Genomic DNA, 14,417 nt, shown 5'->3' on the forward strand with positions numbered 1-14,417 from the left:
TTGGATGTGGAGTAGAGCGGTCTGCTGTGAAGTAGGGCAATGACGTCTGAGTTGGCGTTGTTGTCTCTTTTTTTACCCTGACCGCCACCGGTTTAAAAGGAAAGGATCGGATCATATGAGCGTGAACATCTCTGAAATTTTCGGCGAAAACGTGTTCAGCATGTCTGTCATGCGGGAGCGCCTGCCCAAGAAAGCCTATGCCGAGGTGGTAGACGTGATGGAGCACGGCGGCAACATCACCATGGCCACCGCCGACATCGTGGCCAACGCCATGAAGGACTGGGCGGTGGAAAAGGGCGCCACCCACTACACCCACTGGTTCCAGCCCCTCACCGGCATCACCGCCGAAAAGCATGACTCCTTCATCACCGCCCCCGACGACAGCAAGACCCTGCTTCAGCTGACGGGCAAGCAGCTCATCAAGGGCGAGCCCGACGCCTCCTCCTTCCCCTCCGGCGGCCTGCGGGCCACCCACTACGCCCGGGGCTACACCGCCTGGGACATGACCTCCCCCGCCTTTGTGAAGGAGATGTCCTGCGGCACCATCCTGTGCATCCCCACCATCTTTGTCTCCTATAACGGCGAGGCCCTGGACAAGAAGACCCCCCTGCTCCGGTCTATGGAGGCCGTGAGCACCCAGGCCGTGCGTATCCTGCGCCTGTTCGGCAACACCCAGGCCACCCGGGTGACCCCCTCTGTGGGCGCGGAGCAGGAGTATTTCCTGGTGGACCGGGACAAGTACTTAAAGCGCCGCGACCTCATCTACACCGGACGCACCCTGTTCGGCGCCCCCGCCCCCAAGGGCCAGGAGCTGGACGACCAGTATTTCGGCGTCATCCGCTATCGTGTGGGCCAGTTCATGGCCGACCTGAACCAGGAGCTGTGGAAGCTGGGCATCCCCGCCACCACCCAGCACAACGAGGTGGCCCCCGCCCAGCATGAGATGGCCCCCATCTATACCATGTGCAACCTGGCCGTGGACCAGAACCAGCTGGCCATGGAGACCATGAAGCGGGTGGCCACCCGCCACGGTCTGGTGTGTCTGCTCCACGAAAAGCCCTACGCCGGTGTGAACGGCTCCGGCAAGCACGACAACTGGTCTCTCACCACCAACCTGGGCGAGAACCTGCTGGACCCCGGCGACACCCCCAACGAGAATCTCCAGTTCCTGCTGGTCCTCTCCTGCATCATCAAGGCGGTGGACGTCCACGCCGACCTGCTGCGCTGCTCCGCCTCTAACCCGGGCAACGAGCACCGCCTGGGCGCTCAGGAGGCTCCCCCCGCCATCATCTCCATCTTCCTGGGCGATCAGCTGGACAGCGTGGTGGACCAGATCGTGTCCAACGCCGACTCTGTGCAGCTGCTGGCCACCACCAAGCTCTATTCCGGCGTGTCCACCGTGCCCCTGATCAAAAAGGACGCCACCGACCGGAACCGCACCTCTCCCTTCGCCTTCACCGGCAACAAGTTCGAGTTCCGCATGGTGGGCTCCTCCGACTCCATCGCCGACGCCAACACCACCCTGAACGCCATCGTGGCCGAGGCCATGTGCGAGGCCGCCGACGTGCTGGAGAAGGCCGACGACTTTAACGCCGCCTGCTTCAAGCTCATCCACGACATGCTCTCCGCCCACCACCGGGTCATCTTCAACGGCAACGGCTATTCCGACGCCTGGGTGGAGGAGGCCGCCCGCCGTGGTCTGCCCAACCTGCCCTCCATGGTCAACGCCATCCCCGCTCTAACCACCGAGAAGGCCGAGAACCTGTTCACCAAGTTCAACATCTACACCAAGTCCGAGCTGGAGGCCCGGGCGGAGATCATGTACGAGACCTATGCCAAGGTGCTGAAGATCGAGACCCAGACCATGATCCACATGGCCGGCAAGCACTATATCCCCGCCGCCATCCACGACTGCACCCGTCTGGGCCAGTCCATCGCCGCCGTCACCGGCGCCGGCGTGGACGCCCCCGTGCAGAAGGAGCTGCTGGAGAAGTGCTCCGCCCTGCTGACCCAGGCGTCTGAGGCCCTGGAGAAGCTGAAGGTCCTGCTGCCCCAGGTGGACTCCATGGACGACGTGCCCGCCATGGCCATGGCCTATCACGACCAGATCGTCCCCGCCATGGCTGCCCTGCGCAAGCCCGTGGACGAGCTGGAGCTGCTGGTGGACAAGGCCATCTGGCCCGTGCCCACCTATGGCGACCTGATGTTCGAGGTGTAATTTTCGCGTCTGTCAGACGGCGGTCTCTTCTCTCCATTTTCCTGGTACCTTTTCCTTTCTCCTCACTTTCTTCTCTTCTTTCCGCCGCCGTCTGTGTCCCAAAGCCCCGCCCGCGCCTGTAACCAGGTGCGGGCGGGGTGCTTTTTTGTCGCACATAGCATTTATTCGTCGAATTCTAAAGTTTATGCTGTTGATAGCACAAACTTGATTTTTTTTAGAGTTTATGCCATACTATCCACAGGAGGTGTGTTCCTATGATCGGATCTCACAAGCTGAAAATGCGCAAATCTTATCTGGATAAGCTGATCGGTTTTCAGGACACGGAACCTGTCAAGATCATCACCGGTATCCGCCGCTGCGGAAAATCCAGTCTGCTGAAGCTGATGGCAGAGCATCTGCGCGATACCGGCGTGCTCCCGGAGCAGATCATCGAAATGAATTTTGAATCCCACGACTTCCGCAGCATGACCGCAGATGATATTTACCAATACGTCCGCGCCCGCACAGTTCCGCAAAAGCGAATGTATCTCTTCTTTGACGAGCTGCAGCGAATCGAGGCCTGGGAAAACGCGGTCAACGCCTTCCGGGTGGACCTTGACTGTGATATCTATGTCACCGGCTCCAACGCCTATCTCCTCTCCTCTGAGTACTCCACCTATCTCTCAGGCCGCTGTGTCGAGATCAAAATGCTCCCCCTGTCCTTCCGGGAGTTTCTGGACTTTCACGACTTTCAGGTCCGCGTGACCAACAGCGCCCTGGGCGGGACCCGCAAACAGATATTCGGCAAGGACAACGAACCCTATGAGATACGGGAAGTGTTCGACGCCTATCTGTGCTTTGGTGGGATGCCTGGGATCGCCGATGTGGGCCTGGACCAGGAGCGGGCCTTTGCCCTGCTGGACGGTATTTATTCCACGGTCATCATGCGCGACATTCTGGAACGGGAAAAGCGCCGTGGGCAGCGTCAGATCACAGACGCGGCGCTGCTGCGCAAGATCATTCTGTTTTTGGCCGACAACGTGGGCTCCACCGTCTCTATCTCCTCCATTGGAAACACACTGTCCAACGAGGGGCTGCTGGAGCACGGGCAGCGCAGAGGCAGCCCAAGTACGCACACGGTGCAGGCTTATGTGAATGCGCTGCTGGAAAGCTACTTCTTCTATGAGATCAAACGGTTTGACATCAAAGGAAAAGAATACCTCCGCACTCTTGGAAAATACTATATCGTGGACATCGGGCTGCGCAACTGTCTCCTGGGGCTGCGTGACCGTGACAGCGGACATGTCCTGGAAAACCTGGTCTATTTCGAGTTGCTGCGCCGGGGCTACGACGTCGCCATCGGCAAGATCGACAACGCCGAGGTGGACTTTATCGCCACCACTACCACGGACAAGATCTATATCCAAGTGACTGAATCCATGAGCGCCGAAACGGTCCGTCTGCGTGAATTGGCTCCGCTGCAAAGGATACAGGACAACTATGAAAAAATCGTGCTGTCGCTGGACCCTGGAGTGGAGCAGTCTTACGAGGGTATCCGATCTAAAAACCTGATCGACTGGCTGCTTTCGGACTGACCTGTGCGTTCCCTTTGTTGTCTTTCCCCGCCCGTGCCTGTTCCAGGTGCGGGCGGGGTGCTTTTTTGTCGCGCTTCCCCTTCCTTGACTTTCCCCCGGGAAATTTGGTATGATTATAGTGATATATTATGTACGTCACATGCACGAAAAGAGTGAGGAAGGTTTACCATGGCTCAAAAGAAAACCCCCTATGGAAACGAATCTATTTCCGCCCTGAAGGGGGCGGAGCGGGTGCGGAAGCGGCCCGGCGTTATCTTCGGCTCCGACGGGCTGGAGGGCTGCGAGCACTCCGTGTTCGAGATCATGTCCAACGCCATCGACGAGGCCCGGGAGGGCCACGGGCGGCTCATCACCGTCACCCGCTTTGCTGACCGGTCCATCCAGGTGGAGGACCAGGGCCGGGGCTGCCCCGTGGACTGGAACGAGAACGAGCAGCGCTTTAACTGGGAGCTGGTCTTTTGCGAGCTGTACGCCGGCGGCAAATATGACAACACCAGCGGGGACAACTATGAATATTCCCTGGGTCTGAACGGCCTGGGCGCCTGCGCCACCCAGTATTCCAGCGAATATTTCGACGCCACCATCTGGCGGGACGGCTTTAAATACACCCTCCACTTTGAAAAGGGCGAGAACATCGGCGGCCTGCACAAGGAGCCCACAGACCGGGGCAAGAAGACGGGCTCCCTGTTCCACTGGAAGCCCGACCCTGAGGTGTTCACCGACGTGGATATCCCGGTGGAATACTATCTGGACGTGATGAAGCGCCAGTCGGTGGTCAACGCGGGCATCACCTTCCGCTTCCGCAACCAGGTGGGCGGCAAGTTCGAGACCACCGATTTTCTCTATGAAAACGGCATCGTGGACTATGTGGCCGAGCTGGCCGGGGAGGACGCCCTCACCAAGCCCGTCTTCTGGGAGGCGGAGGACCGGGGCCGGGACCAGGCGGACAAGCCGGAGTATAAAGTGAAGCTGTCCGTGTCCTTCTGCTTCTCCAACCGGGTACAGGTCATCGAGCACTATCACAACTCCTCCTGGCTGGAGCACGGCGGCTCCCCGGACCGGGCGGTGCGGTCCGCCTTTGTCTCTGAGCTGGACGCCTATCTGAAAAGCCAGAACAAGTATAACAAAAACGAGAGCAAGATCACCTTCCCTGACGTTCAGGACGCGTTGGTGCTGGTGAGCAACAACTTCTCCACCCTGGCCTCCTATGAGAACCAGACGAAAAAGGCCATCAACAACAAGTTCGTCCAGGAGGCCATGACCCGCTTCCTCCGGGAGCGGCTGGAGGTCTATTTCACCGAGAACCCCCAGGACGCCCAGAAGATCGCCGAACAGGTGCTCATCAACAAGCGGTCCCGGGAGAACGCGGAGAAGACCCGGCTGAATCTGAAAAAGAAGCTCACCGGCTCCATGGACCTGTCCAACCGGGTGCAGAAGTTTGTGGACTGCCGCACCAAGGACGTGTCCCGGCGGGAGCTGTACATCGTGGAGGGCGACTCCGCCATGGGCAGCGTAAAGCTCAGCCGTGACGCGGAGTTCCAGGGCATCATGCCCGTGCGGGGCAAGATCTTGAACTGCCTGAAGGCCGACTACAACAAGATCTTCAAAAGCGAGATCATCACCGACCTGCTGAAGGTGCTGGGCTGCGGCGTGGAGGTGCAGGACAAGCGGGCCAAGGACCTGGCCTCCTTCGACCTGAACAGCCTGCGCTGGAACAAGATCGTCATCTGCACCGACGCCGACGTGGACGGCTTCCAGATCCGCACCCTGATCCTCACCATGCTCTATCGCCTGACCCCCACCCTCATCCAGCAGGGCTATGTCTACATTGCCGAGTCCCCCCTGTACGAGATCACCTGCAAGGACATGCCCTATCCCTTCTTCGCCTACTCCGACAAGGAGAAGAACGACAAAGTCGCTCAGCTTGCCGGGAAGAAGTATGAGATCCAGCGCTCCAAGGGCCTGGGCGAGAACGACCCGGAGATGATGGCCCTGACCACCATGTCCCCCGCCACCCGGCGGCTCATCAAGGTCATGCCCGAGGACGTGGAGCGCACCGCCCAGGTCTTCGACCTCCTCCTGGGCGACGACCTCCAGGGCCGCAAGAGCCACATCGCGGATAACGGATATAAATACCTGGACCTGGCGGATATTTCGTAAGGGTTTATCTCGGGCCACCCTGACACGGACATAATGGATTTAGCAACAAGACTATCCTGACACGCCGTAGGGGCGGACCTCTGTGTCCGCCCGCGACGACCACCGCACAACGATAAAACGGTAAATTTATCATTTCTCAACGGGGGCGTTCTCTTTGTCTGATGATATCATTTATCCCCGCAGGCCGAGTCTTCGTCTCTCTGCCTACGACTATAGCTCCCCAGGATCTTATTTCGTTACCATATGCGCTGCGCGGCGGGACTGTGTGTTCTTTTGCCACATCGGCCAACAGGCCGACCTGTTCTCCGACCCGCCCGTTTCCCTCACCCCGCTGGGCGTCAAGATAAAACAGTCCATTTTATCCATTCCCGCCGTGAATCCCGGCGTCGCTGTGGACTGTTATGTCATCATGCCGGACCATGTTCATCTGTTGCTGAATCTGACGGGACAGTATGGGGGCCACCCCCTGTCCAAGGTCATACAGCGGTTTAAATCTTATACCGACCACCTCTATCAGACAGACGGGCAGCCGTTCGGGCCCAAGCTGTGGCAAAGAGGATATCATGACCACATTTTGCCAACGAGAACGATTTGCTTCAAGTCAGAAATTACATACAAGAAAATCCCTTGCGCTGGAGCCAATGTCACTGACCCTGGCATTTTACGATACCCTGTCCAGCGGGCGGACACAGAGGTCCGCCCCTACGGCGTATCAAGAAGCTCTTCTAAAATCTATGATACACAGCAAACACGGGCAGCGTTGTGATATGCCTAATTACTTAACAACTCAGATTTGCTTTACTTTCTTAAAGGACTGATACAATGGCAAGAAAAAAGACCGGCGGCGGGGCGAAGAAGCCCGCTGTTGTGGACCCTGCGGCCATGGGGCTGCGGGCGGAGGTGCTGGAACAGCCCATCACCGAAACGCTGGAAACCAACTATATGCCCTATGCCATGAGCGTCATCGTCTCCCGGGCCATCCCAGAGATCGACGGCTTTAAGCCCAGCCACCGAAAGCTGCTGTACACCATGTACCAGATGAAGCTGCTCTCCGGCCCCCGGACCAAGAGTGCCAATGTGGTGGGCCAGACCATGAAGCTCAACCCCCACGGCGACGCGGCCATCTATGACACCATGGTCCGCCTCTCCCGGGGCTATGGCGCTCTGCTCCACCCCCTGGTGGACAGCAAGGGCAACTTCGGCAAGGTCTATTCCCGGGACATGGCCTGGGCCGCCAGCCGGTATACCGAGGTGCGGCTGGACCCCATCTGCGCCGAGCTGTTCCGGGACATCGACCAGGACGCGGTGGACTTTGTGGACAACTATGACGGGAAGATGAAGGAGCCCGCTCTGCTGCCCACCACCTTCCCCAATGTGCTGGTGTCCGCCAACCAGGGCATCGCCGTGGGCATGGCCAGCAACCTGTGCGGCTTTAACCTGGGGGAGGTGTGCGACGCCACCATCGCCTATTTAAAGGACCCGGAGTGCGACCTGATGGAGACGCTGAAGGCCCCCGACCTGCCCACCGGCGGCGAGCTGCTGTATGACCAGGCCGCCCTCAGCGACATCTATCGCACGGGCCGGGGCTCCTTTAAGATCCGCTCCAAGTGGCGCTATATCAAAGAAGAAAACCTGATCGAGGTCTATGAGATCCCCTACTCCACCACCATCGAGGCCATCAAAGAGAAGATCATCGAGCTGGTGAAGACGGGCAAGACCCGGGAGATCTCCGACGTGCGGGACGAGAGCGACCTGTCCGGCCTGAAGCTGACCATCGACCTGAAGCGGGGCACCGACCCGGACAAGCTCATGGCCAAGCTGTTCCGCTCCACCCCCCTGCTGGACAGCCAGTCCTGCAACTTCAACATCCTCATCGCCGGGATGCCCCGGGTGATGGGCGTGCGGGAGATCCTGGAGGAGTGGACCGCCTGGCGGATGGACTCCGTGCGCCGGCGCACCTATTTCACCATGAACCGGAAGAAGGAGAAGCTCCACCTGCTGCTGGGTCTGCGCCGCATCCTGCTGGACATTGACCGGGCCATCCAGATCATCCGGGACACGGAGGAGGACGCCGAGGTGGTGCCCAACCTGATGATCGGCTTTGGCATCGACCAGACCCAGGCCGAATATGTGGCCGACATCCGCCTGCGGAACATCAACAAGGAGTATATCCTCCGCCGCACCCAGGAGGTGGACGAGCTCCAGGCGGAGATCGCCGATCTGGAGGACCTGGTCTCCTCCCCCAAGCGCATCAAAAAGCAGATCACCCAGGAGCTGACCGAAGTCAAGAAGAAATACGCCACCCCCCGGCGCACCGAGATCGTCTATGACCACCAGAGTCAGACGGAGGCCGCCCCGGAGGACGAGACCCCCGACTATCCCGTCCACCTGTTCCTGTCCCGGGAGGGCTATCTGAAGAAGATCACCCCCCAGTCCCTGCGCATGGCCAGCGACCAGAAGTATAAGGACGGGGACGGCCCCTTCCTCCAGTGGGAGGCCAACAACCGGGACGAACTGCTGGTGTTCACCGACAGACAGCAGTGCTATAAGACCCGCCTGAGCGACTTTGACGACGCCAAGGCCAGCGTTCTGGGGGACTATCTGCCCACCAAGCTGGCCATGGACCAGGAGGAGCGTCCCCTGTGGGCCTGCATCCCCGGGGACTACTCGGGCAATCTGCTGTTCTTCTTTGACAACGGCAAGGTGGCCCGGGTGGAGCTGAGCGCCTATCAGACCCAGACCCGGCGGAAAAAGCTCACCGGAGCCTACTCCGACAAGGCACCCCTGGTCACGGCATTTTTGGTCCGGGAGGACTTTGAGGCCGCCGTGTACACCACCGAGGGCCGCTGCATGGTCTTCCACACCTCCGCCCTGAACCCCAAGACCACCCGCACCACCCAGGGCGTGAACATCATGACCCTCAAGCCCAAATACCGGGTGGAGAAGGTCCTGCCCCTGGATCAGACCGCCATCGTCAATCCGTCCCGCTACCGCGCCCGCTCCCTGCCGGTAAACGGCGCTCTGCTGAAGGAGGAGGACCGGGGCGAGACCCAGATGACCCTGGACCTGTCCTGATTTTCCCCAAGACGGACCGATAGAGAAAGAAGGGTTTCTTCATGAACGCCCAGTCCGCGAAAAAGCTGCTCACGTCTTATCTCTGGATCACCATGGGCTCCCTGCTGTACGCCTTGGCCTTTAACTGGTTCTATGCCCCCAACCAGATCGCCCTGGGGGGCATCACCGGCCTGGGCCAGGCCATCCACACCTATATTCCCTTTCTGTCGGTGGGCCTGTTCGTCCTGCTGGTGAACATCCCCCTGTTTCTGCTGGGGTGGCGGTTCATCGGCGGACATCTGCTGGCCTCCTCCCTATACGCCATGGCCCTGTCCTCGGTGGCCATGGACGGGCTGAACCTGCTCTTTCCCTTCCCGGCCACCGACCCCATGCTGGCCGCCGTGTGCGGCGGGGCCCTGCTGGGCCTGGCGGCGGGACTGATCTTCTCCAAGGGGGCCACCACTGGGGGCACCGACCTGATTGCCCGGCTGCTGAAGCTGGCCCTGCCCTGGCTGTCCATGGGCAAGGTGCTGCTTGCGGTGGACGTGTCCGCCCTGCTGCTGGTGTCCGCGGCCTATGGCAGCATCAACGCCGCCCTGTACGGCCTGGTGGCTCAAGTGGCCTATTCCTATGTCACCGACACGGTGCTCTATGGTCTGGACAAAGCCAAGGTGGCTTATATCATCACCCAGCAGACCGGCCCGGTGGTGGAGGCCCTGACCCATGATCTGGGCCGGGGCGTGACCCTGCTCCACGGCCAGGGGGCCTGGAGCGGCCAGGAGAAGCAGGTACTCATGTGCGCCTTTAAGCAGCGGCAGATCGTGGCCGTGCGCCAGACGGTGAAGGAGCTGGACCCGGACGCCTTTCTCATCGTCTGCGACGCCCGTGAGGTGCTGGGCCGGGGCTTTACCCGGTATAAGAAGAACGCACTGTAAGCCCAGAATTTCAGGAGGGGTCTTGTATGCCAAATTACGAAAAGCTCACAGAAAATCTCACCCGCCGGGGCTACACCGTCCGGCGCTTTGCCGCCGCCCAGCAGGCGGCGGACTATCTGGACTCCGTCATCGACCACACATCCGTGGCCTTCGGCGGCTCCGTTACCCTGGACCAGCTGGATCTGTACCCCCGCCTGTCCGCCCACAACCGCTGTCTGTGGCACTGGAAGGGGGATGACCGGATGGACGGGATGCAGACGGAGGTGTATCTCAGCTCTGTAAACGGCCTGGCCGAGACGGGGGAGCTCATCAACATCGACGGGGCTGGCAACCGGGTGGCCTCCACCCTGTTCGGCCACAAGCGGGTCTATTTCGTGGTGGGGGCCAACAAGATCGCCCCGGACTACGACGCCGCCCTGTGGCGGGCCCGGAACATCGCCGCCCCCAAAAACGCCCAGCGGCTAAAGCGCAAGACCCCCTGCGCCGCAAAGGCGGACCGTTGCTATGACTGCTCCAGCCCGGAGCGCATCTGCCGGGAGCTGGTGGTCCTGTGGAACAAGCCCATGGGGGTAGACACCATGGAGATCGTTTTGATCGACCAGGACCTGGGGATGTGACCTGCACATGGGCCGATGGGGACATCGGCCCCTACAAAAATCATGCTGTTACGTCGGGTGTCGCGGGCAGATCATATCCGCCCCTACTCCTATCTCATCACTCCTAACTCCTATCTCATCACTCCTAACTCCTATCTCATCACTCCTAACTCCTATCTCATCACTCCTAACTCCTAACTCAGAAAGGGGGGGCCGCACTCTTATGAAAACACGCATATTGGCCGCTGCCGCCGCCGCGTCCCTGCTGCTCACCGGGTGCGCCGGGCTGCTGGACCGGGACTATGTGTCCGTCACCGTCCACAGCACCACCCCCGCCACCGAGGGGGACAACTCCGCCCTGCGGGCCGAGAGCTATCAGGAGCTGGTGAACATCCTCACCTATCTGGTGTCCCAAAACATGCCCTCCGCCTCCATCCGCCTGTATGAGAGCGAGGACGTCCAGGCGGATTTAGAGCGGGCCTGCGTGGAGGTGGCCCAGGAGTATCCCCTGGGGGCCTATGCGGTGGACTATATCCAGTATCACGTCTCCCCCATCCTCTCCTATCACGAGGCGGAGGTGCAGATCACCTATCGCCGGACCAAGGAGCAGATGGACGCCATCGTCTCCGCCACCGGCATCACCGCCATCCGCAGCCAGCTGGAGTCCGCCCTAGAGCAGTTCTCCCCGGAGTGTACCCTGAGCATCAGCTATTTCGACGGGGGCGTGGAGGACATCCAGGCTCTGTTCCGCCAAGCCTATTTCGCCGTGCCCGACGCGGCGGAGGACCTGCCCGACGTGTCCGTGTCCCTCTATCCCGACAGCGGGCGGCAGCGCATCGTGGAGCTGGAGCTGAACTATCACCTGTCCCAGGAGGAGCTGCTCCGGCGGCAGGAGACCACCCGCTATCAGTGCCAGGAGCTGGCCCGGGACCTGAAGAGCTACACCGGCGACCTGCGCATCTCCGCCGCGGGACAGACCGTCCTGCGGGTGTGCAGCTACACCTCCGACGGGGGCAGCACGCCCTATCTGGCCCTCACCGATGGCCGGGCCAACAGCCAGGGGCTGGCCCTGTTCATGGCCGCCCTGTGCCAGCAGCTGGACGTGGACTGCATGGTGGTGGAAGGCAGCCAGAATGGCCGTCCCCACTTCTGGAACGTGGTATCCACTCAGAACGGCTGGCGGCATCTGGACCTGGCCATGGTGGAAAACTGGATCTCCCCCTATCAGACCGACGCCCAGATGACCGCGGCGGGCTATGTCTGGGACGGCCAGTCTGTCCCCCAGTGCCCCGCCCCCTTCCCCGCGTCGTAACTGCATTTAGCCCAAAAAATCGGGCCGGCGGCGGCGCTGCAAAACAGCGTCTCCGGCGGCCCAAAATTTTTTCGATTTATGCTTGACATTTTTCGATTCTCTGCTATAATAATCACTGTTGTTGCGAGTGTAGCTCATCTGGTAGAGCGCCACCTTGCCAAGGTGGAGGTAGCGAGTTCGAGCCTCGTCACTCGCTCCAAAATCGACAAGTTTCAAAAGAAACTTGTCGATTTTTTATTTTATTCAATCGTTTCTTTCCGCAGCAGATCTTTGAACAAGACGCTCATGTAATCGCTGCGGCCATAGAGGATGCGGTCAACGTAGACATTGCTGCCCTGCACGCGGTAGAACACCATGTAGCTGCCGCTGACAAGAAACCGATGATTCGTTCCAACATCTGCGATAGAGGACAGCGGGGTCCCCATCTCTGCAAAGTTTTTCAGCTGGTCGACTGCGTCCAGAATGCGGTCAGTCACGCGCTCTGCGGCAGAGCGATTTTGAAGCTCTGATACGATGTAGTCCCAGATATCATCCAGATCACGGCGGGCCTCGGTCGAGTAATAAATTCTATTCTTCATTCGCTCTTGCGCTTCAGATGCGCCCTCACCTCGTCCGGCGTCAGCCAGCCTTCCGTCTCGCCGGAGTGGCGGCCTTTTGCCAGCTCATTCATCAGGCGGATGGTCGCCTGCGCTCTCTCATAATCCTGCATATCCACAATGGCGTACCGTCCGCGTCCGTTCTTTGTCAAAAAAACAGGAGCGCCCACAGCCACGTCGTGCAGGACCTCGCTGTAATTGCGCAGGTCGGAAATGGGTTTAATGTTCGGCATATCCATCAGCTCCTTTCAGGCATAGTATATCCCATGCTGCTGTAAAATTCAACAGCAAGTTTGCAGCACATAGGGCCTGTTCGTCTTATTTCTCCCCCAAAAAACTTTTTTCATTTTGTACTTGACATTTTTCGATTCTTTGCTATAATAATCACTGTTGTTGCGAGTGTAGCTCATCTGGTAGAGCGCCACCTTGCCAAGGTGGAGGTAGCGAGTTCGAGCCTCGTCACTCGCTCCATTCGGGGCACCCAATCGGGTGTCCTTTTTTATTGTTTTGGGCCCTCTCCGCCCAGTGTGCGCACTGGGCACTCACCCTATCCCTTTTGTCCCTTCGGGACATTTCCCCTTGACAAGGGGAATCGGCCCCACAGGGGGAGGCAAGTGAGACGCGAGGAACGGATTGCCGCGTCGGGCTTGTGCCCTCCTCGCAATGACAAGTCCCCGCCTTGGCTCTCCCTTTGGGAGAGCTGGCACGGCGATAGCCGTGACTGAGAGGGCCACCCCATCTATAACAACAGCCGCAGACGTTTTTCTACGCCTGCGGCTGTTTTGCTTTATTTGCCCAGTTTCTTTCTCAAATCGCCCAGGCGGTTCAAGGCCTGGAGGAGGGTGTCCTCCTTCTTGGCGAAGTGGAGGCGGATCAGGTGGTTCACCGGCTCGCGGAAGAAGCTGGAGCCGGGGACGGCGCCCACGCCCACCTCCCGGGCCAGGTCCTCGCAGAAGGTGAGGTCGCTGTCATAGCCGAACTCAGAGATATCCAGCAGCACGTAATAGGCCCCCTGGGGATCGGTGTGGGCCAGCTTCAGGTCGTCCAGCCCCCGCAGGAACAGGTCCCGCTTGCGGGTGTAGGTGGCCTGAAGCTCGTCATAGTAGTCCTGGCCGAAGCGCAGACCGGGGATGACCGCCTCCTGGAGGGGGGCGGCGGCCCCCACGGTGAGGAAGTCGTGGACCTTTTTGATGCGCTCGGTGATCTCCTCCGGGGCGATGGTATAGCCCAGCCGCCAGCCGGTGATGGAGTAGGTCTTAGACAGGGAGGAGCAGGAGATGGTCCGCTCCCACATGCCGGGCAGGGTGGCGAAGTAGACGTGCTGGTGGGGGGCATAGACGATGTGCTCATATACCTCGTCGGTGATGACATAGGCGTCATACTTCCGGGCCAGGTCGGCGATCAGCTCCAGCTCCTGGCGGGTGAAGACCTTGCCGCAGGGGTTGGAGGGGTTGCACAGGATCAGGGCCTTGGCCCCCTGGCGGAAGGCGTCCTCCAGCACCTCCGGGTCAAAGTGGAACTCCGGCGGGACCAGGGGCACATAGATGGGCTCGGCCCCGGACAGGATGGCGTCCGCCCCATAGTTTTCGTAGAAGGGGGAGAACACGATGACCTTGTCCCCCGGGTCCACCACCGTCATCATGGCGGCCATCATGGCCTCGGTGCTGCCGCAGGTGGCCACGATCTCCCGCTCCGGGTCGATGGTCCGGCCCATGAACCGGCTCTGCTTCTCCGCCAGGGCCTGGCGGAAGCCGGGGGCGCCGCAGGTGATGGAGTACTGGTGAAAGTCCTCATAGGACACCTGGGCCAGCCGGTCCAGCAGGGCCTTGGGCGGGTCGAAATCCGGGAAGCCCTGGGACAGGTTCACCGCCCCATAGCGGTTGGAGATACGGGTCATCCGGCGGATGACGGAATCGGTAAAGTCCGCCGTGCGGCGGGACAGGTCCTTCATGGTCGTTCGCTCCTTCTGTAT

At 60.2% G+C, this 14,417-nt stretch carries 11 protein-coding genes and 2 tRNA genes; 10 read left to right on the top strand and 3 right to left on the bottom strand.

Annotated elements, in window-relative coordinates; genetic code table 11:
- Nucleotides 1-115 precede the first annotated feature (115 nt).
- From ACSAMP_RS13645 to ACSAMP_RS13685, 9 genes are all read left to right on the top strand, one after another.
- Complete coding sequence (locus ACSAMP_RS13645) at nt 116-2,218, top strand: glutamine synthetase III family protein (protein WP_457800813.1); 2,103 nt, start codon at nt 116-118, stop codon at nt 2,216-2,218.
- A 254-nt stretch (nt 2,219-2,472) separates the two neighbouring features.
- Nucleotides 2,473-3,792 (top strand): ATP-binding protein, encoded by a 1,320-nt coding sequence (locus tag ACSAMP_RS13650; RefSeq protein WP_457800814.1) that lies wholly within the window; start codon nt 2,473-2,475, stop codon nt 3,790-3,792.
- Nucleotides 3,793-3,960: 168 nt separating this feature from the next.
- Entirely contained in the window at nt 3,961-5,952 is a 1,992-nt protein-coding gene (locus ACSAMP_RS13655) for a DNA gyrase/topoisomerase IV subunit B (protein ID WP_457800815.1), read from the top strand.
- A 391-nt stretch (nt 5,953-6,343) separates the two neighbouring features.
- Complete coding sequence (locus ACSAMP_RS13660) at nt 6,344-6,718, top strand: transposase (RefSeq protein WP_457800988.1); 375 nt, start codon at nt 6,344-6,346, stop codon at nt 6,716-6,718.
- A 56-nt stretch (nt 6,719-6,774) separates the two neighbouring features.
- Nucleotides 6,775-9,027 carry a DNA gyrase subunit A gene (locus ACSAMP_RS13665; RefSeq protein ID WP_457800816.1) on the top strand — a complete coding sequence of 751 codons (2,253 nt, stop codon included), beginning with the start codon at nt 6,775-6,777 and terminating at the stop codon, nt 9,025-9,027.
- A 41-nt stretch (nt 9,028-9,068) separates the two neighbouring features.
- Nucleotides 9,069-9,941: a YitT family protein gene (locus ACSAMP_RS13670; RefSeq protein WP_457800817.1), complete on the top strand. Its 873-nt coding sequence runs from the start codon at nt 9,069-9,071 to the stop codon at nt 9,939-9,941.
- A gap of 26 nt (nt 9,942-9,967) precedes the next feature.
- The gene (locus ACSAMP_RS13675; RefSeq protein ID WP_457800818.1) at nt 9,968-10,558 is read left to right on the top strand and encodes a lactate utilization protein; all 591 of its coding nucleotides are present in this window, start codon (nt 9,968-9,970) and stop codon (nt 10,556-10,558) included.
- Between the two features lie 202 nt (nt 10,559-10,760).
- Nucleotides 10,761-11,849, top strand: a complete 1,089-nt coding sequence (locus ACSAMP_RS13680; protein ID WP_457800819.1) for a hypothetical protein — start codon at nt 10,761-10,763, stop codon at nt 11,847-11,849.
- A gap of 123 nt (nt 11,850-11,972) precedes the next feature.
- A tRNA-Gly gene (locus ACSAMP_RS13685) sits at nt 11,973-12,048 on the top strand.
- A gap of 40 nt (nt 12,049-12,088) precedes the next feature.
- Here ACSAMP_RS13685 and ACSAMP_RS13690 read toward each other — a convergent pair.
- Both ACSAMP_RS13690 and ACSAMP_RS13695 read right to left on the bottom strand, forming a co-directional pair.
- Nucleotides 12,089-12,427, bottom strand: a complete 339-nt coding sequence (locus tag ACSAMP_RS13690) for a type II toxin-antitoxin system RelE/ParE family toxin (RefSeq protein ID WP_457800820.1) — start codon at nt 12,425-12,427, stop codon at nt 12,089-12,091.
- Complete coding sequence (locus tag ACSAMP_RS13695; protein WP_186877832.1) at nt 12,424-12,678, bottom strand: type II toxin-antitoxin system prevent-host-death family antitoxin; 255 nt, start codon at nt 12,676-12,678, stop codon at nt 12,424-12,426. Before ACSAMP_RS13695 ends, ACSAMP_RS13690 begins: the two co-directional genes overlap by 4 nt.
- Nucleotides 12,679-12,840: 162 nt before the next feature.
- Here ACSAMP_RS13695 and ACSAMP_RS13700 point away from each other — a divergent pair.
- Nucleotides 12,841-12,916: transfer RNA gene (locus tag ACSAMP_RS13700), tRNA-Gly, on the top strand.
- 316 nt (nt 12,917-13,232) lie between these two features.
- Here ACSAMP_RS13700 and ACSAMP_RS13705 read toward each other — a convergent pair.
- Nucleotides 13,233-14,396 carry a pyridoxal phosphate-dependent aminotransferase gene (locus tag ACSAMP_RS13705; RefSeq protein ID WP_457800821.1) on the bottom strand — a complete coding sequence of 388 codons (1,164 nt, stop codon included), beginning with the start codon at nt 14,394-14,396 and terminating at the stop codon, nt 13,233-13,235.
- Between the last annotated feature and the right edge of the window lie 21 nt (nt 14,397-14,417).

This window comes from Flintibacter sp. SJQ-8, assembly GCF_054108085.1.